This window comes from Sinomicrobium weinanense (assembly GCF_018863395.1).
Taxonomy (GTDB): domain Bacteria; phylum Bacteroidota; class Bacteroidia; order Flavobacteriales; family Flavobacteriaceae; genus Sinomicrobium; species Sinomicrobium weinanense.
On record NZ_JAHKRR010000001.1, the window covers coordinates 658,322 to 682,808 of the forward strand.

At 44.6% G+C, this 24,487-nt stretch carries 27 protein-coding genes and 1 tRNA gene; 13 read left to right on the top strand and 15 right to left on the bottom strand.

Features of this window, described 5'->3' with window-relative positions:
- Positions 1–3 precede the first annotated feature (3 nt).
- The 3 genes from KN811_RS02880 (at position 4) to KN811_RS02890 (ending at position 2,350) form a co-directional block, all read left to right on the top strand.
- On the top strand, positions 4–957 hold the full coding sequence (locus KN811_RS02880; protein ID WP_187966396.1) for a CPBP family intramembrane glutamic endopeptidase: 954 nt from the start codon (positions 4–6) through the stop codon (positions 955–957).
- Positions 958–984: 27 nt separating this feature from the next.
- Positions 985–2,085, top strand: coding sequence for an AMP-binding protein (locus KN811_RS02885; RefSeq protein WP_187966395.1), 1,101 nt, complete (start codon positions 985–987; stop codon positions 2,083–2,085).
- Between the two features lie 191 nt (positions 2,086–2,276).
- Positions 2,277–2,350, top strand: a tRNA-Arg gene (locus KN811_RS02890).
- A gap of 107 nt (positions 2,351–2,457) precedes the next feature.
- Here KN811_RS02890 and KN811_RS02895 read toward each other — a convergent pair.
- Together KN811_RS02895 and KN811_RS02900 are read right to left on the bottom strand one after the other, a co-directional pair.
- Positions 2,458–2,949 (bottom strand): GNAT family N-acetyltransferase, encoded by a 492-nt coding sequence (locus KN811_RS02895; RefSeq protein ID WP_187966394.1) that lies wholly within the window; start codon positions 2,947–2,949, stop codon positions 2,458–2,460.
- A 2-nt stretch (positions 2,950–2,951) separates the two neighbouring features.
- Positions 2,952–3,386 carry a GNAT family N-acetyltransferase gene (locus KN811_RS02900; protein ID WP_187966393.1) on the bottom strand — a complete coding sequence of 145 codons (435 nt, stop codon included), beginning with the start codon at positions 3,384–3,386 and terminating at the stop codon, positions 2,952–2,954.
- A gap of 90 nt (positions 3,387–3,476) precedes the next feature.
- On the opposite strand from KN811_RS02900, the gene KN811_RS02905 reads away from it, so the two are divergent.
- Positions 3,477–3,908: a MarR family winged helix-turn-helix transcriptional regulator gene (locus tag KN811_RS02905; protein WP_187966392.1), complete on the top strand. Its 432-nt coding sequence runs from the start codon at positions 3,477–3,479 to the stop codon at positions 3,906–3,908.
- A 153-nt stretch (positions 3,909–4,061) separates the two neighbouring features.
- Here KN811_RS02905 and KN811_RS22085 read toward each other — a convergent pair whose 3' ends face one another.
- The 4 genes from KN811_RS22085 to KN811_RS02920 all read right to left on the bottom strand — a co-directional run bounded on the left by KN811_RS22085 (position 4,062) and on the right by KN811_RS02920 (position 6,101).
- The gene (locus KN811_RS22085) at positions 4,062–4,361 is read right to left on the bottom strand and encodes a CBU_0592 family membrane protein (protein ID WP_425596703.1); all 300 of its coding nucleotides are present in this window, start codon (positions 4,359–4,361) and stop codon (positions 4,062–4,064) included.
- Positions 4,362–4,366: 5 nt separating this feature from the next.
- Positions 4,367–4,849: a MarR family winged helix-turn-helix transcriptional regulator gene (locus tag KN811_RS02910; RefSeq protein ID WP_223129406.1), complete on the bottom strand. Its 483-nt coding sequence runs from the start codon at positions 4,847–4,849 to the stop codon at positions 4,367–4,369.
- 155 nt (positions 4,850–5,004) lie between these two features.
- Positions 5,005–5,403, bottom strand: a complete 399-nt coding sequence (locus KN811_RS02915; protein WP_187966391.1) for a cytidine deaminase family protein — start codon at positions 5,401–5,403, stop codon at positions 5,005–5,007.
- A gap of 98 nt (positions 5,404–5,501) precedes the next feature.
- The gene (locus KN811_RS02920; protein WP_187966390.1) at positions 5,502–6,101 is read right to left on the bottom strand and encodes a SanA/YdcF family protein; all 600 of its coding nucleotides are present in this window, start codon (positions 6,099–6,101) and stop codon (positions 5,502–5,504) included.
- A 330-nt stretch (positions 6,102–6,431) separates the two neighbouring features.
- Between KN811_RS02920 and KN811_RS02925 the strand changes: the two genes are divergently transcribed.
- On the top strand, positions 6,432–7,304 hold the full coding sequence (locus KN811_RS02925; RefSeq protein ID WP_187966389.1) for a sugar phosphate isomerase/epimerase family protein: 873 nt from the start codon (positions 6,432–6,434) through the stop codon (positions 7,302–7,304).
- Between the two features lie 172 nt (positions 7,305–7,476).
- Here the strand turns inward: KN811_RS02925 and KN811_RS02930 are convergent, their stop codons facing one another.
- The 9 genes from KN811_RS02930 to KN811_RS02970 form a co-directional block, all read right to left on the bottom strand.
- Complete coding sequence (locus tag KN811_RS02930) at positions 7,477–7,869, bottom strand: RidA family protein (protein WP_187966388.1); 393 nt, start codon at positions 7,867–7,869, stop codon at positions 7,477–7,479.
- 104 nt (positions 7,870–7,973) lie between these two features.
- Positions 7,974–8,537 carry a Crp/Fnr family transcriptional regulator gene (locus KN811_RS02935; RefSeq protein WP_187966387.1) on the bottom strand — a complete coding sequence of 188 codons (564 nt, stop codon included), beginning with the start codon at positions 8,535–8,537 and terminating at the stop codon, positions 7,974–7,976.
- Positions 8,538–8,640: 103 nt separating this feature from the next.
- Positions 8,641–10,941, bottom strand: a complete 2,301-nt coding sequence (locus tag KN811_RS02940; protein ID WP_187966386.1) for an FdhF/YdeP family oxidoreductase — start codon at positions 10,939–10,941, stop codon at positions 8,641–8,643.
- A 103-nt stretch (positions 10,942–11,044) separates the two neighbouring features.
- On the bottom strand, positions 11,045–11,515 hold the full coding sequence (locus tag KN811_RS02945; protein WP_187966385.1) for a Dps family protein: 471 nt from the start codon (positions 11,513–11,515) through the stop codon (positions 11,045–11,047).
- Positions 11,516–11,654: 139 nt separating this feature from the next.
- Positions 11,655–11,948 carry a chaperone modulator CbpM gene (locus tag KN811_RS02950; RefSeq protein WP_187966384.1) on the bottom strand — a complete coding sequence of 98 codons (294 nt, stop codon included), beginning with the start codon at positions 11,946–11,948 and terminating at the stop codon, positions 11,655–11,657.
- Positions 11,945–12,859 carry a DnaJ C-terminal domain-containing protein gene (locus KN811_RS02955; protein WP_187966383.1) on the bottom strand — a complete coding sequence of 305 codons (915 nt, stop codon included), beginning with the start codon at positions 12,857–12,859 and terminating at the stop codon, positions 11,945–11,947. Before KN811_RS02955 ends, KN811_RS02950 begins: the two co-directional genes overlap by 4 nt.
- Positions 12,860–13,074: 215 nt before the next feature.
- Complete coding sequence (locus KN811_RS02960; protein ID WP_187966382.1) at positions 13,075–13,947, bottom strand: alpha/beta fold hydrolase; 873 nt, start codon at positions 13,945–13,947, stop codon at positions 13,075–13,077.
- A 124-nt stretch (positions 13,948–14,071) separates the two neighbouring features.
- Entirely contained in the window at positions 14,072–14,479 is a 408-nt protein-coding gene (locus KN811_RS02965; RefSeq protein WP_187966381.1) for a nuclear transport factor 2 family protein, read from the bottom strand.
- A 117-nt stretch (positions 14,480–14,596) separates the two neighbouring features.
- Positions 14,597–15,157: a TetR/AcrR family transcriptional regulator gene (locus KN811_RS02970; protein ID WP_187966380.1), complete on the bottom strand. Its 561-nt coding sequence runs from the start codon at positions 15,155–15,157 to the stop codon at positions 14,597–14,599.
- Between the two features lie 199 nt (positions 15,158–15,356).
- Here KN811_RS02970 and KN811_RS02975 point away from each other — a divergent pair, with 199 nt between their 5' ends.
- The 8 genes from KN811_RS02975 to KN811_RS03010 all read left to right on the top strand — a co-directional run bounded on the left by KN811_RS02975 (position 15,357) and on the right by KN811_RS03010 (position 24,445).
- The gene (locus KN811_RS02975) at positions 15,357–16,700 is read left to right on the top strand and encodes a sigma 54-interacting transcriptional regulator (protein WP_187966379.1); all 1,344 of its coding nucleotides are present in this window, start codon (positions 15,357–15,359) and stop codon (positions 16,698–16,700) included.
- Positions 16,701–17,028: 328 nt separating this feature from the next.
- The gene (locus KN811_RS02980) at positions 17,029–17,409 is read left to right on the top strand and encodes a hypothetical protein (RefSeq protein WP_187966378.1); all 381 of its coding nucleotides are present in this window, start codon (positions 17,029–17,031) and stop codon (positions 17,407–17,409) included.
- Positions 17,406–17,483, top strand: a complete 78-nt coding sequence (gene kdpF / locus KN811_RS22090) for a K(+)-transporting ATPase subunit F (protein ID WP_425596704.1) — start codon at positions 17,406–17,408, stop codon at positions 17,481–17,483. Before KN811_RS02980 ends, kdpF begins: the two co-directional genes overlap by 4 nt.
- Before the next feature lie 95 nt (positions 17,484–17,578).
- Positions 17,579–19,270 carry a potassium-transporting ATPase subunit KdpA gene (gene kdpA, locus KN811_RS02990; RefSeq protein ID WP_425596676.1) on the top strand — a complete coding sequence of 564 codons (1,692 nt, stop codon included), beginning with the start codon at positions 17,579–17,581 and terminating at the stop codon, positions 19,268–19,270.
- Positions 19,271–19,372: 102 nt separating this feature from the next.
- Complete coding sequence (kdpB, locus tag KN811_RS02995) at positions 19,373–21,409, top strand: potassium-transporting ATPase subunit KdpB (RefSeq protein ID WP_187966375.1); 2,037 nt, start codon at positions 19,373–19,375, stop codon at positions 21,407–21,409.
- Between the two features lie 102 nt (positions 21,410–21,511).
- Positions 21,512–22,087, top strand: a complete 576-nt coding sequence (gene kdpC, locus KN811_RS03000; protein ID WP_187967752.1) for a potassium-transporting ATPase subunit KdpC — start codon at positions 21,512–21,514, stop codon at positions 22,085–22,087.
- A gap of 136 nt (positions 22,088–22,223) precedes the next feature.
- Positions 22,224–23,318, top strand: coding sequence for an outer membrane beta-barrel protein (locus KN811_RS03005; RefSeq protein WP_187967751.1), 1,095 nt, complete (start codon positions 22,224–22,226; stop codon positions 23,316–23,318).
- 2 nt (positions 23,319–23,320) lie between these two features.
- On the top strand, positions 23,321–24,445 hold the full coding sequence (locus KN811_RS03010) for a sensor protein KdpD (protein ID WP_187967750.1): 1,125 nt from the start codon (positions 23,321–23,323) through the stop codon (positions 24,443–24,445).
- Positions 24,446–24,487 lie beyond the last annotated feature (42 nt).

Consider the following 24,487-nt stretch of genomic DNA (forward strand, 5'->3'; position numbering starts at 1 on the left):
TATATGTTTATAGAACAGGCGTTTAAAGGTAAAAATCACAACTGGTTTTATTATGTAGCAGGCGTTGTCCTGGCTTTTACAGGGTGGCAATTCATCGGGGCAGTGCCCCTGATCGCAGTACTGTTTCTCAAAGTACCCGATATGATGTCTTTCCCATCCGATATTGGGGGAATGACCGACCTGTTAGGAGCAAATCTCTTTTTGTTCTTAATGATCATTTCATTTCTTACGGGTTTATTGGCCCTGCTCTTTACGGTGAAATACATACATAAACAACCTCTGTTGGCACTGACCACTTCCCGTAAACGGATAGATAAAAAAAGGATTTTGTATGGTTTTGGATTGGTTGTTGCAATCAATTCCATATTGTTTGTCATCGGATATTTCCTGTCTCCCGGGGATTTTCAGTGGAACTTTAAGCCACTGCCCTTTCTGATCCTGCTTGCCATTACGATAATAATGTTACCAATACAGACCAGTTTTGAAGAATATTTGTTCAGGGGGTATCTCATGCAGGGGCTGGGAGTACTTGCAAAAAACAGGTGGTTTCCGTTGATTACAACCTCGGTTTTTTTCGGTTTGCTTCATATTTTTAATCCTGAAGTCAAGGAATTAGGATACATTATCATGGTATATTACATCGGAACCGGTTTATTGCTTGGAGTCATGACCTTAATGGACGATGGTATGGAGTTGGCCCTGGGATATCATGCAGGAAACAATATGTTAACCGCCCTTTTGGTAACGGCAGACTGGACAGCCCTGCAAACGGATTCGCTGTTCCTGGATATATCTTCCCCGGAAGCAGGGTTTGATGTTCTGGCACCAGTATTGATCTATCCGGTTGTCATATATATATTAGCCCGAAAATACGGCTGGACAGGATGGAAAGAAAAACTATTCGGAAAAGTAGAACCTCCGCTACCGGCAGAAGCAGAAACAGAATATCTGAAATAATATCGTATAAAAATAAACTCAAACCCAATGGCAACGACTGATAAGCAGAAACTTTCCATAACCTATAAAAACATTCACAACCGGTTTAAAATTAACGGTATGTACTTTAACCGGGAAGACCTCAGGATGGTTGCGTGCAGTTTTATCAAGGAAGGAGAGCCTCATGAAAAGATCGTAGGAGATTTTTTGCTGGATTGGCTGGACGACCGGGAAACCATTGTGGTATACACGTCAGGTTCTACGGGAAAACCCAAGCCGGTGGAGATCAGTAAGCAGTATATGGTAAACTCGGCCATAGCCACAGGCAACTTTTTTGATATCACCGTGGGCAATACTGCATTACTCTGCTTGCCTGCCGATTACATAGCCGGCAAGATGATGCTGGTGCGTGCCATGATCCTTGGTCTGGAAATAGATTTGGTAAAGCCCTCTTCCCATCCATTGGAAGAGCTGAAAAAAGACTATGATTTCTCTGCAATGACCCCTATGCAGGTACAGCATTCCCTTTCCGAATTACAACGGATAAAAAAACTTATCGTTGGCGGAGCACCCATGTCCGGAACATTGAAGGCTTCCCTGTCCGGAACAGCATGTAAGGTTTATGAGAGTTATGGTATGACCGAAACAGTATCACATATTGCAGCCAGAAGGGTCAATGGACGTAAAAAAGAGGAAATTCCATGCTTTTCATTGCTTCCCGGGGTAAAAACCACACTGGATGATAGAGGCTGTCTGGTTATAAATGCCCCGAATGTAGCAGATGGCCCGGTCGTTACCAATGATCTTGCAGAACTGGTTTCCAAAAAGAAATTCCGGTGGCTGGGAAGGTATGATAACATTGTGAACTCAGGAGGAATAAAACTGATCCCGGAACAGATCGAAGAAAAAATACGCCCGGTGATCGACGGCAGGTTTTATGTAAAAGGTATTTCAGACGATAGGCTGGGAGAGAAGCTCGTTCTTTTCATAGAAGAAAAAACCAATCCCGGCCTGGGCGAAAAGGATCTCCGGAAAGCCATAATGGAACTGCCTGTTCTTGACAAATACGAAATACCCAAAGAGATTCGCCTGGTAGAAGCCTTCGGAGAAACCAAAAGCGGGAAGGTACTAAGACATAACGATTTGTAGGATAATCACTGGCCTCCGGAGACAAATTATCCTTATTTGTGTTGTTTTGTACAATATTCGGTTATATATTTGCACCGCTTTTCAGAAAAAGCAACAATTATTAAATCGGTCGCGTAGCTCAGCTGGATAGAGCATCCCGACTAAGGTCGGGACGGTCACAGGTTCAGTGAGGTTTTGAAGAAATACAATATGGTCGCGTAGCTCAGCTGGATAGAGCATCTGCCTTCTAAGCAGACGGTCACAGGTTCGAATCCTGTCGCGATCACTATCTCAACAAAGGGACGTGAAATTTCACGTCCCTTTGTTGATTTAAAATACCTATATCCCAGGGATGTGAAACTTCACTTAAATAATATCTTTTCGGGACTCTGCTTAAACAACTTGCCCTAAAAGTTTTTTAATCATCCATATATTGCATGTGATGTGGCCTGAATTTCCCAAAGGAGTTTCCAGTTTTTGAAAACCCAATTTTTCATACCATTTTACGGCATTGGAGAATTGCGGTAAACTTTCAAGGTATAGTTGGGAGTAACCAAACCCGATTGCGGATTGTATATTTCGTTCCATCAATTTTGAGCCTGTGCCTTTTCCTCTCGCTCCTGAGGTGAGATAAAACTTAACCAGTTCCGCACAGTTGCCAGGTAATCCTTCAGTAGGATAAATTCCGCAGCATCCTAAAATTTTTCCGTTTTCTTCAGCTACCCAAAGAACGGACTTTTCCTTTTTAAACAGTCCGTATAAGTTATCGGTAGTCGGATCGGAATAAACCGTTCCCTCCCTGGGGGCATGGTGTTCTTCGAATACATTTTTTATTATATCGGCTAATAATTGATTGTCCGATTTTTTGACTTTTCTGATTTCCATAGTTACACTTTTAATTTCATATGATTGTGAGGGATCCCAACTTCTTCAAAAGGTTCTCCGTATACCTCAAAGCCAAGTTTTTTGTAAAAATTAACGGCATATGCCCTGGAATGGCAGGTGATCTCTTTAATATCCTGGTTCTTCGCAAATGCTATGATCTTATAGATTAAAAGTTTTCCTATTCCTTTCCCCTGAACAGCAGTATCGACCGCCATTTGAATCAATCGGGCTTTATTCGGTTTTTCTTCCGCAGGAACCAGAACAGCGCACCCAACGACTTTTTTATTTTCAACAGCAACAAAATGCCAGGATATGTCGTCATACATTTCCCAGGAATTATCAGGGATTCCCAGTGGGCGTAATAGAATTTTATTTCTTAATTCCCGCATTAAAGCATAAAGCGGATCATCTGTTGTGATGTTCTTTATCGTTATCATTTTTCTTTTTCAATTTTAATTACATTTTGTATATTACTTGACTAAAGCAAATATAATTAAAAGAACTTGACTAAAGCAAATAATGTGATTATGAATGAAGAGGAAATTATACATAAAATAAGAAAGTTTAACCGCAGTTATGTCAGAAGTATCGGCCTGCTGGAAAAAAAACTTCTGAATAGTGACTACTCGTTAACGGAATCACAAATTCTTTACCTTGTTAATGATCAAAAGAAAACAACAGCGACCGAAATAAATAAAATATTGAAACTGGATGAAGGCTACCTGAGCCGCATCATAAAAAAACTGATTTCAAAATCCTTGTTAACCAAAGAACAGTCTTTTTCCGATAAGCGGATTTTTGAGATAAGACTTACTGAAAAGGGGCTGAAGGAGCAGCAAAAACTAGACACATTATCTTCTGATTCAATCCGGTCGATCATTGCCCATTTAAATAAGTCGGACCAATCGGAACTGGCAAATTTGTTTAATCGAATTATGACCTTGTTGTATAAGAAATAAATTTTCCTCTCATTTAATTTAGTGCTTGTTTTAACAAGATGCTTTCAAACTAATCCACCTCAGAAATAGCCTGTATTTCTACGGAAGAGCTCACCGGGGTGGAGGAGGCCCATACGCGCCCCGGGCGTGTTTGATTGTAAGTTGTAGTTGACTTTAATACTTTAATCCCGGTTTCTTTCTTAGTATTGAATGATCCTTATTCTTTTTGTATCGATTTTTTTTGGTTTTATAGATGGTCAATGTGGCGATTATACACCATAAAACATTGGTGGCAAATGAAGGAAATGCATTGTAGTAATAACAATTGATGGCAATTAAAAAACCTCCAAACAGGTTTAAATACTTTCCGTAACGGGTATATTTCCGGCCCTCAAGCGAAGAAATTGCATAGGCAAGGACCACAAGGCCTGAGCCAAACCAACCGAATATATCAATCAATAGCTTCATCTTCATATTGACTATGTGTTTTTCAGATAGACCTCCATTCGCTCCTTAAAACCGGATAGTTTTAAATTATTTTCTAATTGTTCAAGCTGAAATAATAGATGCTCACTTTCGTTCAATAGATCGTTTAACGATTTTTCCCCGGCATCCCAATACCTTTTTAGCAGGGGAAGTTTTTTCATTGCCTTTTTAGTGAGTTTTAATTGTTGTTTTCTCAGGTCATCAGGATTCCTGAAAGATTCTACATAACCATTTTTTTTCATTTTATTGGTTAGTTTTATCACCGCCGGATGGGATATTTGAATGGCTTCAGCTATTTCTGTAACCGTAAGGCTATCGTGCTTTTCGAGCATCAGGAAAATCATATGCCAGTTAGGCTCTATATCTATATCGTGCTCGTCATAAAATTGTTTAGTCTGATAAACAAACAAATCATTTAACCGTTTTAGTCTTCCGGTTAACCCGGCAACTCCCATTTCAACTAAAAAGTCTTCCATAATTAACGTAACTGGTTACGCAAAAATATAAAAAAATATGTAACCGGTTATATTATTTTGTTTTTTCATGAGTTAGGCCCAATAGAGGGCCCCGGGTTTAGAGGAGGGGACAAGACGGACGATCTTTCACGGTCATAACCTCGTCCGTTATACCGTTACCATTTTCGCTCAAGATCTTCTTTCCAATCGAAAGGCAATAGTTCTTTGAGGGGTTTAAAAAGGTTGTTTTTTACTTCCACCACGGCATGAAGATTATCTTTGGAAAGCTGGCTCATCAATTCCCGACAACGGCCACAAGGCGGAACCGCATTTCCGGCATGATCTACTGCCACTATGTTTTTTATATGGTGTTCACCGTGTTTCAACATCTCGGCAACGGCACTGTGCTCGGCACAGAAGCCCATAGAGCAGGCTGTATCGATACTGATACCCGTGTAAATATTTCCATCGATGGTTTCGATCGCTGTCGCTACACCTCCGTATGCTACAAAATCGTTTAAAACGATGGATTTTGCATACTGCCGGGCAAATTCTTTTAAATTTCGGGTTATCATATCTCTTATTTATAACACTTTTTTCATTTATAATTACCGGTTCTTTTCCTTATCCCTGAAAGATTGAGGTTGCTTCCGTTGAAATTCGGTAATTTCTTTTATAAGATCTGTATTTCAAAAAATGCTTTTACCTTGGCCAGCCATTCCCGGATATGGGTTTTGGGATCGGTGGAGAAAGATTGCTTTTTAGTGTTGTATCCCAAGGCTTTTATATTCCATTTCCGGGCGATAAACACGGCTCTTTGATTGTGAAATTTTTGGGTAATGATGATCACCGGATCGTTGTGAAACCGCTTTCCGTAATTTTTAACCGAAAGGATAGTATTGGTCCCTTTTACATCCTGAAGTATAACATTTTCCGGGACCCCTTTCAGGAGCAAAGCCTTTGTCATTCGTTCGGGCTCATTGTAATATTTATCGGAAGTATCTCCGCTTACAATAATGTATTTAATATGGCCCGACTGGTATAACTTTACAGCAGATGCTATCCTTTCCTTAAAATACAGGTTTTCCCCGCCACCAATTAAATACGGACTGGTTCCCAGAACTAATCCGTATTTGACCTTAGGGAGATCGGTGGTGTCTGAATGCAGAAATTCGGCCGAATAACTGTTTATATAAAGATTGCAAAAGACGGACAACAAAATACCACAGATTATCAACCACCGTAAAATCCTCAAAAATCTTTTATACTTCATCCCACACGATATAATGAACTCATCTTGACTTTTTCTATTACCTGCAAAATCATCATTTTGCCCCCTAATTTCGCCTTTTTCTTGCACCGTAGCTCTGCTATGCTGCTCCCAAAAGTCTTCATTAGGGAACAAAAGCATGATTTTTCGCTCAAATACAAAAAGTCAAGATGAGTTCAATTTCAAAAATGCACAAATAATATAAAATTCTCAAAAAAATTGTGATATAAAATAAAGCCCCTTTCCTTTTGTTTATAGTAAAGATTGAAAAAATCGTATATTGGTATGCTTAAGTGTATAAAAGACCTGTTTAAAATTCAATATCATAATCACATGAAAAGACGAGATTTCGTAAAAAATACGGGACTCCTTACCGCAGGAGCCTTTGCGATGGGCCATACTGGTTTGGCTGCTAATATTTTAAAAGATAAAACCATAAATCCGTTTGGAGTACAGCTTTACAGTGTACGGGACGTTTTGCCGAAAGATCCTAAAGGGGTGATGGGCCAACTGGCCGCCATGGGCTATAAACAGTTTGAAAGTTACAGTGGAAAAGAAGGCTTTTTATGGGGATTATCCCCTAAGGAAATGAAAACTTTCCTCGGGGATATAGGTGTTGATATGGTCAGTACCCATTTTAATTATATGGGGGTGGCAGATAAGCCGGATAAACTGAAGAAAAACATAGAAATGGCCGAAGGAGCAGGATTGAAATATCTGTTGAGCCCCTACATCGGTGCGCAGAAGAGTTGGGACGACTGGAAAAGAATTGTCGAAACCCTGAATAAGGTAGGGGAAGAGGTGAACAAAGCCGGATTAAAGTTCGGTTATCACAATCACGATTATTCATTTAAGCCGCTGGAAGGAAAACTTCCCCAGGAATACCTGCTGGAGCATACAGATCCGAACCATGTGATGTTTGAGCTGGACCTGTGCTGGATCGACGTAGCAGGAGTAGATACGGCGGCACACCTGAAAAAGTATGGAAACCGGTATGAACTGTGCCACGTAAAGGATTATAACATCGAGAATGGAAAACCCGTTCAGTGCGATCTGGGGAAAGGAAGTGTGGATATGAAAAACACGCTCAAAAGCGCCCTTAAAAGCAGCATTAAATACTTTATGGTAGAACAGGAAGAATATCCGGTATCTTCATTAGAGAGTCTAAAGCACGATGCAGCGTATATGAAGGCTTTGAAAGTGTAACAAATCCATAGGAACGAAAAATAATGTACTAAATTTCCAGGAATCATATCAAAAAAGAAGCTGTCTAAAAAGCACTTTAATCTGTCATGTTGAACCCCCATACATCAGGGTTCAGGTTGACGTAAAGATTACTTTTTAGACAGCTTCTTTGTTTTGTAATACTTTGAAGAACTTACCTTACAACTGTGGCTTCAAATTCAATATTTAAGGTTTCGTAGAGGTTTTTTACCTCCATTAAAGTGAGTGCGGTTTTAATACCGTGTTTGGCTGCCCAATCTACATAAATATCAAAGCAGGTCGTAAAGAGCTCGTCCGATGAAGTGGTGAAGACATTCAACCGTACGATATTTTTACATTCGTATCCTGCTTCGGTGATCACCTGTTCCAGGTTTTGTAAGGCCTGGATCAACTGGGTTTTCATATCGGCAGCGCTCGAAGTTCCGTCGGGGTTTACCGCGGCCTGTCCGGCACAATAGAGTGTACCTTCTGTCTGTTTTACTTCCACGGCTTGTGCGTAACCGCGTTCTTCCTGCCATTGCCAGGGATTTATTGCTCTCTTTTCCATGAGTTTGTGTTTTTATGATTAAAAGAATAACACAGCAAAGATGAGGACGGGATGAGGTTTCCCGGCGTGACAAATGTCACAATTATGTACTGACCGGAACAGGTTCAGGAAGAAAGCCTGCTGAGGGTTTCGCGCGAAACACCCAGGTAGGAGGCAAGGAGGGTTTTAGGCACTCTTTGGAACAGGGAAGGATAGCGTTTAAGCAGTTGTTCATAACGCTCTTTTGCATTGGAACTGAGAAGGGATAGTATGCGTTGTTGCGATGCGATATGGCCCGAGGTTGCTTTTTTAAGAAAAAAGTGTTCCATCTTTGGAAGGCCCGCACACAATGTCTGATAATCTTCCGGGGAAATACAGAATACATGCGTATCTTCCAGGCATTGCAGGGACATGGTGGCCTTGGTTTTGGTATAAAAAGCCAGAAAATCGGTCTCCCACCAGTCTTCCATGGCAAAGGATAGGATATGCTCCTTTCCCGATTCGTCGTTATATATCAGCTTCAGGAGTCCCGAAACTACAAAATAGGTATACTTCACATCTTCTCCCTGCCGGATGAGAAATTCATGTTTTTTAAAGTTCTGAACAGAGAAGTGGGAGTCAATAAATGCAAATTCATCATCCGTCAGCGGCATTATTTCTTCTATGTGCTCTCTTAGTTTTTCCTGCATGCGTATGGAAGGTCGTAAATCTCAAAGTTCGGGATAGTATTATTTCTATCCTCACCGTATTGCAAAAACACGATATTTATTGAAGATCGGACAGTTTTAAGATTCATTTCATGCTCTCAACGGTCACCCGGACCGATTTACTTACGGCCTGCCTGCTCTTGGGGTCAAACCGGTTGTGGGGCACCAATATATTTGTTTCCGGGTAATAGGCAGCGGCATTTCCCCTGGGAATATCGTAGGGAACGACCAGGAACTGCCTGGCTGTCCTTTTTTTGCCGTCATATTCACTGTGAAGGTCTATCACGTCCATTTTTTTAAGGCCCCTTTTGCGCATATCTTCGGCATTCATAAAAATAACGCGCCGTTCGTTATAAACCCCGCGATAACGATCGTCCAGACCGTAGATCGTAGTATTGAACTGATCGTGTGAACGAAAGGTCATCAATAAGAGTTCATCTTTTTTAATACTGTTCTCAGACAAGGCGTTGACCGTCAATTGGGCTTTTCCGTTTGGCAGCATACTAAAATCGCCTTCACGCGCATTGTTGGGAAGATAGTACCCAAACCCTTTGGAGCGGTCGCCGGTATTTTCAAACCCCTTAACAGTTTTGTCGATATAACTGCGGATAAGATCATAATCATGCCCCAGGGCTTCCCAATCAACGGGGTGGCCTCCCTTAAAATAAGTATGGGCCATCGAAGCGATGATCTCAGGTTCGCTCTTGATGTGCCCGGATGCCGGTTTGAGCAATCCACGGCTCTGCCTTACCTTACCCGTACTGCTTTCCATGGTGAGAAATTGCAGTTTTCCGTTCTTCATGTCTTTTTCAGACCGTCCGAAGGTGGGCAGTAACAGTGCCGTTTTCCCGGTAATTAAATGGCTGCGGTTTAATTTGGTGCTGATCTGTACGGTAAGGGAACAGTTTTGAATCGCTTCAGCGGTGTATTCCGTATCGGAGGCCGCCATTACAAAATTGCCTCCTAAACAGATAAAGACTTTCGCTTTGCCTTCGTACATGGCCCTGATAGCACCCATAACATCGTGACCGTGTTCGGTGGGGGGAGTAAAGCCCATGTGCTCTTCGATACGTTTGTTAAACCCTTCGTTCACAAAATGCATGATGCCCACACTGCGATCGCCCTGAACATTGCTGTGGCCACGCACGGGGAAGGTACCTGCCCCCGGTTTGCCTATGGCTCCTTTAAGCAGGATAAGGTTGACGTATTCCCGAATGGTTTCAACGGCATTTTTGTGTTGGGTCAGTCCCATGGCCCAGCACACCACGATTTTCGAACTTGTGGCCAGTAATGCTACGGTCTTCTCAATGTCCTGTTCCGGAACACCGGTCCGGGCCAGCAACTCTGCTTCATTATAAGTAGCAAGGTCGTTCAGTAGTGTTTCGTAGCCATCGGTGTGTTTTTCTATAAATTCGCGATCAAACACATCGCCTTTTTGGGCATTGAGCCTAACCAATTTTTTCAGGATCAGCTTCATCAAAGCGATATCCTCATTTATTTTTACGGGAAGGTGAATATCCGCAATGGTTGTTCCGTTCCCCAGCATATCGCCTACTTTTTGCGGGTTTTTGAAATGGACCAATCCCGTTTCGGCCAGGGGGTTGATACTGATGATCTTACCGCCGTTCCGCTTGCATTTCTCAAGGGCCGATAACATCCTGGGGTGATTTGTGCCCGGATTTTGCCCGGCAGTAATAATGACTTCAGCGTTATACAGGTCTTCCATGGTCGTAGAACCTTTACCGATGCCCAGGGTTTCCAGCAGGGCCACTCCGGAAGATTCATGGCACATATTCGAACAATCCGGCATATTATTGGTGCCAAAAGCCCGTGCAAACATACCGTACAGGAAGGCTGCTTCATTACTCGACCGGCCCGAGGTGTAGAAAATGGCTTCATTGGGGTTGTCCAACCGGCCTAGTTCTTCCGCAATAAGCCCATAAGCATCCTGCCACGCAATAGGTTCGTAATATATCTCGTCCGGGCGAAGCACTAGGGGGCCGGTAATGCGTCCCAGTTTATTGAGCTCATAATCTGTTAACTGCGACAGTTCTTCTACCGAATGAGTGGCAAAAAAATCAGCCCCGATACGATCCGTAGTGGCTTCATCGGCCAGGGCTTTAGCACCGTTTTCACAGTATTCAGCGATCTTTGAAAGTTCTTTGGGCACAGGCCAGGCACAACTTGGACAGCGAAAACCGTCTTCCTGGTTCATTTTTAACAAGGCTTTGGTTGAACGAAAAACGCCCATTTCCTTAAAAGAATGCCTCAGGGCTTCCTTGACTCCCAAAAACCCCGCCGCAGTACGAACGGGCTCACCGATCCTGATCCCGGTAAACCTGATCGCTCCGGTGAGCGAAACGTTTCGCTTAAAATTATTTTCCATGTCTGACAATTGATAAGTTGTATTGTTTTCTGTGAAGACCGGTGACCGATGACTGATCACCGATCACTGAATACTGATAGACACCCAGGCCTTCCGTCACTGATTACTCCAGATGAGCACGTAACATCCAGGCCATTTTTTCGTGTTTTTCCAGTAGGGCTGTGGCAAAATCGGCTGTGCCGGCATCCTGGCAGGCTTCGTTCTTTACAATATCACTACGTAAAATACGGATGATGGTCTCGTGGTCATCCACAAGTGTTTTGATCATGTTCCCGGCTGTCAGATCTTTGTGATTGACCTCTAACAGGTTTGTGAATTTCAGGTAATCGTTCATGGTGGCCATAGCAAAATGTCCCAGTTGCCTGATACGTTCGGCAGTATCGTCTATCATGCTGTCCAGTTCGCGATAGTGCTTTTCCAGTAAGATGTGTAAACTGTAAAAACTCTTTCCAGTCGCATTCCAGTGAAAGTTTCGTGTTTTGATGTACAACACATTTTCGTCCGCCAATAACTTATTGAGCAGATCTGCTACTTTTTGGGTGTTTTCTTTTGAAATTCCGATGTTGGTGTTCATAATGTCTCTTTTTATTATCCGGTAAAAAATTAATATCCTGCAATCCCCTTGCAGTTACTTTGGTTTCTATATTTTTTACCCATTGCAAAGCCTTGCCTTAACCCAGCAACCGGCAACCAGTCCGTGCCCGGCGGTTGGGTCATTCATACAGGCTTAACCGGTTCTTTAATTGTTGAATGGTCCGATGCATATTTTCCATTCTATCGATCATATGCCTGATAACATCGATACCTTCCATATTGATCTCCAGTACGTAATGCAATCTTATGATCTGTTCCAGCCGGGGGAGTTGTCTTACATACACATACCGATCCGTGTCTTTCACGACAAATTCAACAAGCTGATAGGTCTCCAGGTTCCTGATGAACGCCTCATCCAGATCATGATGGATCATAATTTTTTTTACGCTTATTAACTGATCGTTTTTCATCATGCAAGTTTGGAAAGTTTTGTAAAGAGTTCGCGCTGTTCCGGGCTAAGCCCGGATGGGATGTCTACTTTATAGGTGATATAAAGATCGCCAAAGTGGCCTTCTTTTTTATATACCGGAAATCCTTTGCCCTTTAAGCGTACTCTGGTACCGTTTTGCGTACCTTCTTTGACTTTAAGTTTTACTTTATCTGTAAAAGTGTCGACAATGACGTCACCGCCAAGGACTGCAGTATACAGGTCTATGGTCTGTTCGGTGTACAGGTCTGCGCCATGGCGTTTAAAGCGTACATCCGGGGTAATGTTAAAAGTGATATAAAGGTCCCCTTGAGGCCCTCCGTTTATACCTTCGCCACCATGGCCTTTTATTTTTATGGTCTGCCCGTTCTCTACACCAGCGGGAATGGTAATGCGTATCTTTTTGCCATTTACTGTAAGTATTTGCTTTTGTGTGGTATAAACATCTTTTTCGGCGAGCTGTAATGCGGCATTATAATCCTGCCCCCTAAATTTGGCCGAACGCCTGCCCGAGCTCCCGGCACCGCCGAACATGGAGTTAAAGAAGTCAGAAAAATCACTTCCTTCAAAATCTGCCGAAGAATAGCGTTGGTAGTGGCCGCCGTCAAATCCACCCTGTCCGGAACCTCCCTGGTATGCCCCTTGTTTTTTAGCTTCCTCATAGGCTTCGGCATGTTCCCAGTCTTTGCCGTACTCATCGTACTTTTTGCGCTTTTCGGGATCGCTCAGTACTTCGTTGGCCTCATTGATCTGCTGAAACTTCTTTTGGGCTTCTGTATCATTGGGATTGGTATCCGGGTGATATTTCCGGGCCAGTTTGCGGTACGCTTTTTTAATATCGGCCTGTGTAGCAGATCTGTCTACACTTAAAACTTTGTAATAGTCTATGAACTCCATATAATCTTATTGTGTAGAAACAAAAAGAACTGATTTTTGCAGTTTGTATAGGGTTTCGTACGCTAAAGATAAGGATTATTTATGAAGAAGTTTATACAAGGATCTGACAAAGAAAGCGGAAGACTTTCCTTAAAACCGGAATAAACGAGTTGGAGCATGACAGGCATAATGATGCTTACCACGCTCCAATCGTAACCCTGTTCCTGCGCAAATGGCTATTTGATATTGTTTTTGTTCAGGAAGTTGATAATATGACCTGCAATCTCATCGCCTTTTTCTTCCAGGGCAAAATGCCCGGTATCCAATAAGTGGAATTCCAGGTTTTTAAGGTCCCTTTTATAGAGATGGGCTCCAGCGGCCGGAAAAATAGCATCGTTCTTGCCCCAAACGATGAGGGTAGGGGGCTGGTGTTCCCTGAAATATTCCTGCCATTCGGGATACAGGGAAACATTGGTCCTGTAATCGTAGGTCAGGGCGAGTTGAATCTCGTTGTTCTCTTCCCGGTTGAGGTGTTGCAGGTCTATATACCAATTATCCGGGCTGATATTTGAAATGTCCTGAACGCCATGTGTGTACTGCCATTTGATGCTGTCCAGGGAATTAAATTCTTCCAGGGGCTTTCTGTTTTCCGGGCTGGGGTCGTTCCAGTATTTTTTGAGTGGAAGCCAGAAATCGGTCAGGCCTTCCTCATAGGCATTCCCGTTCTGGACGATCAATGCCTCAATACTTTTGGGCCGCCCGGAAGCAAGGCGGAACCCTACGGGCGCACCGTAGTCCATAACGTAAAGGCTGTATTTTTTGACCTTCAGATTTCTTAAAAATCCTTCCACGATATTGGTAAGGTTGTCAAAAGTATAATCGAAATCCTTCATTGAAGGCTGGTCACTTCTGCCGAATCCCGGGTAATCCGGGGCCAGTACGTGATAATCGCCGGATAGGTCTTCAATTAAATTGCGAAACATATGCGAAGATGTAGGATAACCGTGCAGCAATACCACAGTGGGCCTGTTTTTATCGCCTGCCTCCCGGTAAAAGATATTCAAACCGTCGACTTCAACGGTTTTGTAGTGTGTGGTCTGTGTTTTCATTTTGTATTATTTTAATTTTAATGTTGAAAATAGATGAATCTGATCTTTAGTTTTTGATTGTCAGGTTATTCAGGTAATACATATAAACTCAGTAACCCTGCACCTCGAACTGGTTTAAACCCAATCAAAGTTTCCTGTCCGTTTCCTCTATAGGGATGTCATTGGCGCTCATATCCCGTATTTGCATCAACCCCTCCCCGTTGAATTCCCAGTGTTCATTTCCGTGGGTGCGCATCCACTGTTTGTTTTCCTGGTCGTACCATTCGTATTCAAACCGTACGGAGATGCGATTGTCCGTATAACTCCACAGGTGTTTCTTCAGTTTGTAGTGCAGTTCTTTTTCCCATTTTCTCTTCAGGAAATCCACGATGGCACTGCGGCCGGTGAAAAATTCGCCCCGGTTGCGCCACTGAGAGTCTTCCGTATACGCTAATGATACCTTTTCGGGGTTTTTTGTGTTCCATGCATCTTCTGCAGCCTGTACTTTCGCTGCGGCTGTTTCCCCGGTAAAGGGAGGTTTTAATGTTGTCATTTTGAATTTTCTTTTGAACAGATAAGGCTGTTCTTTTTTGTTGATTTAATGTGAATTGATAGATATTCTGTTTTTTAATTGAACAGACAAGTCTGTTCGTTTATGAGCTTAAAAAAATTACGTCAATAATTTCATCGCTGTTTTCTTGGCAGCTATGACCGGCCAGCTGTCCTTTTGGATCTGGGACAGTATAATGGCGCCTTCCATTACTACCATTAACTGGTCGCCCAGTTGTTCTACATTGGCCTCCTGATATTCCCCGGTGTCTTTCAGCAATCGACAGATCAGCTTTTTTACCTCGTTTTTATGCAGCTTGACCTGGTCCTTTATTTTTTGATGATCTTCGGGCAGGTCACATATAATGTTTTGAAATCCACACCCCCGGTATTCCACCTCCTTCAGCCATTGCAGCAGATAGTCGAAGCACGCGGTCAGTTTACCCTTAGCGGTTTCTTCTTTGGAGAGGAAAGCGGTCAGGTCATCTATCCAGCTAATGTGCCTTTTTTGCAGGTAGGCCACGGCAATATCCTCTTTAGACCTGAAATGCTGATACATGCTAGCTTTGGCCACATCAGCTTCGGCAATGATCTGGTTGATCCCCGTCTGGTTATATCCGTTGTGGTAAAACAGGTCGGATGCCGTGGTTATGATTCGCTCTTTTACTCCCGCTTTTTTCATGGTGTAAAGATATAAAGCATTTTTATAAAACAGACAAGTCTGTTCGTTTTTAACAAAACATTAGCTTTAGCTTCAGAAGGCAAAGAAATCTCTTTTCTCGGATATTTCGGAATCTATGGGTTGTGGCGTATAAAAAGATTCGGGCTAAAGGAAGAAATTACCCGGCATACTCCGTAAATTTGTCCTAAATTAAAAGTCCGTGACACCTTCTATTCTTATTATCGATGACGAAAAAGACCTGCTGAATATGCTTGCCCGTATCCTGGAACTCGAAGGATACCGGGTATACAAGGCAGAAACGGCCAAAGCAGGCAAGGATGTTTTAAAGCAGCAGGCGATAAATGTTTTGCTGGCCGACGTAAAACTGCCGGACGGGCATGGCATTTCCCTAATTGAAGAATATAAAGGCATAAGCCCGGAAACCGAGGTGATCTGTCTTACAGCCTACGGAAATATCCCCGACGGGGTACAGGCCATCAAGAACGGGGCACTGGATTACCTCGTCAAAGGGGACGACAATGTAAAAATTGTCCCCCTGGTGAGCAAGGCCGTGGAAAAATCACAATTGCGGTTTAAGATAAAACGATTACATGCCCGGATCCAGGAAGATTTCGGGTTCGACAAGATCATCGGTACTTCAAAGGCCATAAAAGAGGCCATACAACTGGCACAAAAAGTCGCCCCGCTGGATACCACAGTTTTACTTAACGGTGAGACCGGCACCGGAAAAGAAGTCTTTGCGAAGGCCATTCATGCCCATAGCGAACGAAAGACCGAGCAATTCCTGGCCATTAATTGCAGTGCGCTGGGCAGGGACATTCTGGAGAGCGAACTTTTCGGACATAAGGCAGGGGCGTTTACCGGAGCACAGCGCGATAAAAAGGGATTGTTGGAAGAGGCTCACCTCGGAACCCTGTTCCTGGACGAAATAGGTGAAATGGATATCGACCTGCAGGCCAAGATACTGCGTTTCCTCGAAGAGGGCACTTTCATTAAACTGGGAGATACGAAAGAAAGTAAAGTAGACGTCCGGATCATAGCCGCCACTCACAGGGATCTGAAAGCCGAAGTTGACAGGGGGAATTTCCGGGAAGACCTGTATTACAGGTTATCTGCCTTTACCGTGGTCCTCCCTTCACTGAATGAGCGGGTAGAGGATATTCCGCTGCTGGCTGAGTATTTTATCAGAAGTTTTAATGTAAAGAACAGGAAACAGGTGGACCGGATGAGCCCCGAATTCCGGAATGCCCTGCTGCAACACCACTGGAAAGGAAATATCCGGGAGCTGCGCAATATTGTGGAAAGAGCGGTGATCCTTGCAGAGACAGACATACTCGAGGCAGAGCTGCTTCCCATGGATTTTTACTTTTCGAAGTACCGGGCCAAGAATACACCCGTGCTTTCATTGAAAGAAATGGAGCAAAACCATATTCAAAATGTACTGGAATATGTAAACGGCAATAAAACCAGGGCCGCAAAATTACTCGGTATAGGACTTACCACACTCTACCGGAAAATGGAAGAATACGGCCTCGATTCGTGATTTATTGTAGTTTCCAAAGTACATCTGCCATATAAGACCCTCCCATTTTGAAAAAACCTTTCCATTTTGGAAGGGTTTTATTTTTTCCGGGAAAAACACTTCTTTTTTTAATTCGTTGATTGATTGTTGATTATAGTTTATTGGGCTTGCCAATGTCCCGATGGCATGGGATTGGCATACCGGGGTGTATCAAACAAGTATAATTCGTAATACAACTATGGAAACACTCTTGAGTTTAGCTATGATCCTGCTGACCGTTGCAGGTTTTATCATCCTTTTTAAATCTATCGACTGGTTTGACGACCTTATCCAATAAACAAATCCGATTATGTTAACAGAACAAGACGCATCAGACCTTATCCGCCTCGAATTTCCCGAGACTGCGGCTGTCGAAAAGTTTACCGGCCGCCTGGAAGTTTTGGCACAAAAAACAGATGAAATGCTTTCCTTTCCTGCGACCGGAAAAACGGACGGTGTATTAAGACTGATAAATTATCTCTTTGTACACGGAAGCAAATATGTCCGCATACAACTGATCGATCACTATTTCAAATTGCTGAAAAAAGTAAAATGCAAACTTAGCCTGGGAGAAGGGGAAAACGAACAAAAAACCGTTTCCCTGGCGGAGGAATGTAAATTCAGCATTCATTACCGCTGGCGATGTGCCCGTCAATATTCCCGATTAACTTTAATAACTATAAGATCATGATTGTACTCCTCATATTAGCCGTAGTGACCCTGGGCTATCTTTTTTATGCCATTGTAAAACCCGAAAAGTTCTAAACACAATAGCCCATAATGGGCATTTAACAATTAAACGACTTTGCCTGTCGATTAAATTACGCGAGATCGAAGGCTTGTAAAAATTTATTTAAATGATACAATATGAAATTATAGGGGCTGCCCTTGTTTTTTTACTCTCTGCCGCTTTGGCCTGGCCCCTGGGGAAATTTATAGTAAAGGTGTTCCTGGGAGAAAAGAACTGGATGGGGTTTATGTCTCCCATAGAAAAATTGATCTTTAAAATAAGCGGGGTAAATCCCGATAAGGAAATGGACTGGAAACAGAATATGAAAGCCCTGTTGGGGTTGAACCTGCTCTTTTTCCTTGCAGCATTCGTTATCCTTTCCATACAGGGGCTCATAAAATTCTGGAACCCCGTAGGAATAGGGAACTGGGAGCCTACCCTGGCCTTTAACACGGCTATCAGCTTTATGACCAATACCAATTTACAGCACTATTCAGGGGAGACCGGGGCCAGCTATTTTACCCAACTGGCCGTTTTTGCCTGGCTGCAGTTTGTCAGCGCAGGAACCGGTATTACGGCCTGTGCATTGCTGTTCCGGGGATTGACAAACCGGAGTTCTGCCGCCCTGGGAAATTTTTACAACCTGTGGTTAAAAAGCTGTACCCGTATCCTGCTGCCCCTGGCCGTTATATTATCACTGATCCTGACCGTAAGCGGTACTACGACCAATTTTAAGGGCCTGCAGGAAGTGTCTACCCTGGAAGGAGAGACACAGATGGTCGCCGGAGGGCCGACCGCTCCCATGGTAGCCATTAAACAACTGGGGACCAATGGCGGTGGATATTTCGGACCCAATTCCACCCATCCCTTTGAAAACCCCACTTACCTGGCCAATATGGCCGAGAATATAGCCATTATCCTGGTCCCCATGGCTCTTGTATTTGCTTTCGGGTTTTATATAAAAAGGAAAAGACTAGGACTGTACCTGTTCGGAGTCATGTCGCTGCTGTTCGTTTCTTTCGTGGCCATATCTGCCTGGCAGGAAGTGGAAGGCAACCCCAATTTTGCCAAAATGGGACTGGAGCAAACGGTGAACATGGAAGGCAAAGAAGTCCGTCTGGGACCGGTGGCATCTTCCATGTGGGGCGTGTCTACCACATCTACATCCAACGGCTCGGTAAATTCCATGCACGACAGCCATACGCCACTTTCCGGAGGGATATTCCTCCTGGATATGTTTATCAATGCCATTTACGGCGGGGTAGGCGTAGGGTTTATCAACTTTTTTGTTTTTATGGTCATCGCCGTGTTCATCGCCGGGCAAATGATTGGCCGTACCCCGGATTTTCTCGGTAAAAAACTGGAAGCCCGGGAGATCAAGATTGCGGCCATAGTGGTGATCCTTCATCCTTTGTTTATCCTGGCCGGAACGGCAATATCCAGTTACCTGGTCACCGCAGACCCGGAGCTGGGCTGGCTGAACAATCCTGGTTTTCACGGTTTTTCCGAAATGATGTATGAGTTTACTTCTTCATCGGCCAATAACGGATCGGGCTTTGAAGGGCTGGGAGACAACACCCCGTTCTGGAACATTGCCACAGGTTTGGTGATGCTGTTTGCCCGGTTCCTGCCCATCATTGGCCCGCTTGCCATTGTGGGATCGCTGGCCGTAAAGAAACATGTGCCTCAGACTGCGGGAAGCCTGCAACTGGAAACCCCGGCCTTTGCTTCGGTTCTGCTGGCGGTTATTATCATTATTTCTGCCCTGGCATTTTTCCCGGCCCTGACCCTGGGACCGATCGCTGAGTATTTTACGTTCTAATCAACATAAATGAAGATTTCCGAGGCCTTTACAATGCCCGGAACCGTCATCCCGGTACGCTCGTATTATAGCTATCCGACCCGACGCTAAATAACTGAAAAAATGGATTCTACAAATAAGATCTTAAACAAAAACATCCTGAAAGGCGCATGGAGTGATGCTTTCGTAAAACTCCATCCTGCGCAAATGATGAAGAACCCGGTGATGTTTACCGTGGAGATAGGTACGCTGGTAATGATCGCCGTGACCTGTATATCCCTGTTTGTCCAGAACGGAAGTGTGGGCAGTTTCGGATATAACTTTGTCATTACCCTTATCCTGGTCATTACCCTCTTGTTTGCCAATCTGGCCGAAGCCATTGCAGAAGCCCGTGGCAAGGCTCAGGCCAATGCCCTGAAAAAAACGCGGACCAATACCATGGCCAAGCGCCTGCTGGTAGATGGCACCGTAAAAATGGTAAATGCCACCGAACTCCGCAAAAATGATATTTTTATTGTGGAAGCAGGAGATGTCATTGCCGCAGACGGGGAGATCACAGAAGGATTCGCGTCCATCGACGAATCTGCTATTACCGGAGAGTCCGCCCCTGTGATCCGCGAAGCCGAAACCGATCACAACAGTGTTATCGGAGGTACAAAGGTGTTGTCGGACACCATAAAAGTAAAGGTAACTTCCGAACCCGGCGAATCCTTTCTGGACAAGATGATCGCCCTGGTAGAAGGGGCCAACCGGCAGAAAACACCCAACGAGATCGCCCTGACCATACTTCTGGCCAGTTTTACCGTCGTGTTCCTGATCGTTACCGTGACTTTACAGCCGTTTGCGGCTTATGCCAACACCATGCTGTCTATTGCGGCCCTGGTCTCCCTGTTCGTATGTTTGATCCCTACGACTATCGGCGGACTGCTTTCCGCTATCGGTATTGCGGGAATGGACAGGGCCTTGTCTGCCAATATCATTGCAAAATCGGGTAAAGCTGTGGAAACCGCCGGGGATATCGATGTATTGCTCCTGGATAAGACCGGGACCATTACCATAGGAAACCGGAAAGCCACGAACTTTTATGCCCTGGACGGTACTGATGAAACCTCTTTTGCCAGGCTGTGCGCCATGAGTTCTGCTTCGGACAATACTCCCGAAGGGAAGTCTATTGTAGAACTTGCCGAATCCCTGAAAGTATCTATCGATGATCTTCAGGATACAGAGGTCAATGACTTCGTGAAATTCTCTGCGGAGACCCGGATGAGCGGGGTGGACCTGAAAGACGGGCGGCAAATACGAAAGGGCGCCTGGGATGCCATAGAAAAATGGTGCAACATAGAACCGGAAGCGCTTCAGGCATTCCGGGACAAGGTCCGGGAGATCGCAGAGAAGGGAGGTACACCGCTGGCCCTCGGTGTAGATAAAAAAGCCATAGGGGTCATCCAGTTAGAAGACATTATAAAACCCGGTATACAGGAACGCTTTGCCCGTTTCCGCAAAATGGGACTGAAAACGGTCATGGTCACCGGAGATAATCCCCTGACTGCCGAATACATAGCCCGACAGGCCGGGGTAGATGATTTTATTGCCGAAGCCAGGCCGGAGGACAAACTGCAATATATCAAAAAAGAACAGGAAGCCGGTAAACTGGTGGCCATGATGGGAGACGGTACCAACGATGCCCCGGCCCTGGCCCAGGCCGATGTGGGGATTGCCATGAACAGTGGTACACAGGCGGCCAAAGAAGCCGCGAACATGGTAGACCTGGACAACGACCCGACCAAACTTCTGGAAGTCGTGGAGATCGGTAAACAATTGTTGATCACCCGTGGAAATGTCACCACCTTTTCCATCGCCAATGATGTGGCCAAATATTTTGCTATCGTTCCCGCCCTGTTTGCCATAGGTATTCCCGGACTGAATACATTGAACATTATGGGACTGGCCAGCCCCCAGTCGGCCATACTTTCTGCGGTGATCTTCAATGCGGTCATCATTCCCGCACTGATCCCGTTGGCATTACGGGGTGTAAAATACCGCCCGATGGGTGCATCCACCCTGCTAACCCGAAATCTACTGATATACGGCCTCGGCGGAATAACCCTGCCCTTTATCGGAATAAAACTCATCGATATGATCGTCAACATATTCATGTAACCCCAGAACCCTTTCGCCCGGGAAAAGAAAAAATTCCCCCCTTGAGGGGGGCTATGGGGGGGCTCATAAGCTCAAAACACAAAAAAATAAAAAAACACAACAATGAAAACACTAAGAACCATTCTCGGCCTCACGCTCTTAACTCTCCTGCTTTTCGGTATTGGATATCCGCTTGCTATGGTGGGGTTGGGTACTGTCCTCGCCCCGGACAGTGCCCAGGGTAACCCCATCTATAAAAGAGAAAAGCTGGTAGGCTTTGAAAATATAGGCCAGCAGTTTCACAGCAATCGTTATTTCTGGAGCCGTCCGTCTGCGGTAGATTATGACGCATCGTCCACCGGAGGGTCTAATTACGGCCCTACCAATCCCGAATACCTCGAACTGGTTAGAACGAGGATAGATACTTTATTGAAATATCATCCGGGACTTACCAAAAAAGACATTCCCGTAGACCTCGTTACCGCTTCCGGTTCCGGGCTGGACCCGCATATCTCCAAAGAAGCAGCCCTTATCCAGATCAACAGGATTGCCGGGATAAGAAAAGTGCCTGAAGACAAGTTGAAGGAACTGGTAGAAAAACATACGGAAAAACCCCTGTCGGGCATTGCCGGCCCCGGAAATTACGTCAATGTACTAAAAATCAACATGGCATTAGACGAATTAAGCACTAAGAAATAAGTAGATTAGCAAAATAAACGGAATACAAACAAACCGAAGACCGATTACTGATCACCGATCACCGATCACCGACAACCAATTACTGATTACCACCCCTCGTCACCGGTCAACGGTCCCCCGTCCAAACAGACAAACAATGAAATTATACCGATTTTTTATCCCCGTCCTACTATGCTTTGGTACTGTTCACGCTCAGGAAAAAAACAAAACCCTGACCATTTCGGGATATATAGACACCTATTACAGTTATTTTACCCACGATACCGATGCTAATGCATTCCAGCCCTACACCACGGTTTCTGCGCGGAACGAACGGTTCGGGCTGAATGTTGCCCAGATCGGTGCACATTACAGTTCGGATAGGATAAGGAGCAACCTCACCCTGCACTGGGGCGATATTGCCCAGGCTACATGGTCTGAAGAATACCGCGCCATCCAGGAAGCCAACCTCGGGTTCAGGATTGCAGAAGACCTGTGGATAGATGCCGGGTTCTTTACCACGCATATAGGAACGGAAAGTTTTCTGCCAAAAAACAATTTCCTGAGTTCTACGGCTGTGGCTACCTATAATGAACCATTTTACCAGGCCGGTGCCAAGATTTCGTATGAAGGTTTTGAAAAGCTCTACATTGAATTATGGGCGGTAAACGGCTACAATTATTTTCAGGATGTCAACGATGCCAAGTCTTTCGGATTATTGCTGCAATATCAGTTTAATGAAGCTACATCCCTGACTTATACCAACCTGCTGGGACGGGAGTCCCCGGATGATTTCCCGGTAAAACAGTTCAGGACGTATCACAATATGTATCTGAACACCCGGTTGACCGACAAATTGTTCTTAACTTTAGGAGGAGATATAGGAACGCAGTCCAATACCACAGGAGATGGAGCCGGGACAGCATTTATGTACAATGCCCTGGCCACGGTACGCTACCAGGTCAATCCCCAATGGTCGGTAACGGCAAGAGGGGAGAGGTTCCGGGATAAAGAAGGATTTATAAGCGGCTTTATACCCCGTACCGACGGAGAAGAAACAGGGCTCGATCTTTGGGGAATAACCCTGGGAGGAGAATACAAGCCGGTAACAAACGCCTATATCAGGGGAGAGGCCCGGTTTCTCCGTGCAGACAAAGACATAGCCATGTTCCCGGACAATCACAACACCAATGAACGATGGGAGCTTATGGTTACCCTTGGGTATCACCTGGATCATCTCTTTAATTTTTAAAGATGTCTGATAGCAATACAGAAAAAGACCGCTTTCTGCACCTTATTCAAAGACGTAAAAAAGGCCGGCTCAAAATATATATAGGCATGATCGCCGGCGTGGGAAAAACGTACAGGATGTTGCAGGAAGCCCACCAGTTGCTGGCAGCGGGAGTGGATGTAAGGATAGGCCTTATCGAAACCCATGGCAGGGAAGAAACGCATGCCCTGGTAGAGGGGGTTCCGCAGATCCCGCTGAAAAAGGTGTTTTACAAGGGGAGGGAGCTGGAGGAAATGGACCCGGACGCCATTATCCTCTCCCGGCCCGATGTGGTCCTGGTCGACGAACTGGCCCATACCAATATCCCCGGGTGCAAAAATAAAAAGCGATGGCAGGATGTAGAGGAGTTGCTGAATTACGGTATAAACGTCATCACCGCCTTTAATGTTCAGCACCTGCAGAGCATGACGGATAAGGTAGAGGATATTTCCGGTGTAGAGATCAAAGAGACCATCCCGGACAGCATACTGAACGAAGCAGATGAAGTGGTCAACATAGACCTTCCTGCCGAAGACCTGATCAAGCGCCTGAACGAAGGAAAAATATATAAAGGAGAACGGATAGGCCGGGCCCTGAACAATTTTTTTCAACCCGAAAAAATATTGCAGCTCAGGGACCTGGCATTGCGGAAAGTAGCCTCCCAGGTAGAAAAGAAGATAGAAAGCAGCCTGCCCGCCGCAAGCCGTATGCAGTTGGAGCGTTTTATGGCCTGCATCAGCACCAACGCTGAAAGCGGCAGGCATATTATAAGAAAAACCGCAAGGATGGCCGGTTATTACCATGCCGAATGGTTTGTAGTATATATAAAGACACCCCGGAAAGACGTCTTTAAAATAGACCTGAAAACACAACGCAAATTGTTGAACAATATGCAACTGGCCAGGGAACTCGGGGCACAGGTCATGACCATAAGGGAAGACAATATTTCCAGGGCCGTTTTCCAGAAGGCCGTGGATCTGAAGATCACCAATATTGTCATGGGAAAACCACATTTTTCCCTGTGGAGGCAATTACGGGGAAAAAATCATTTCGATAAACTATTAAAATGTTTACGAGATACGGAAATAGATGTTATTATTGTTTTTTAATACAAGAGCAACACCAGTCACCTGTCATCGGTCATCCGTCAA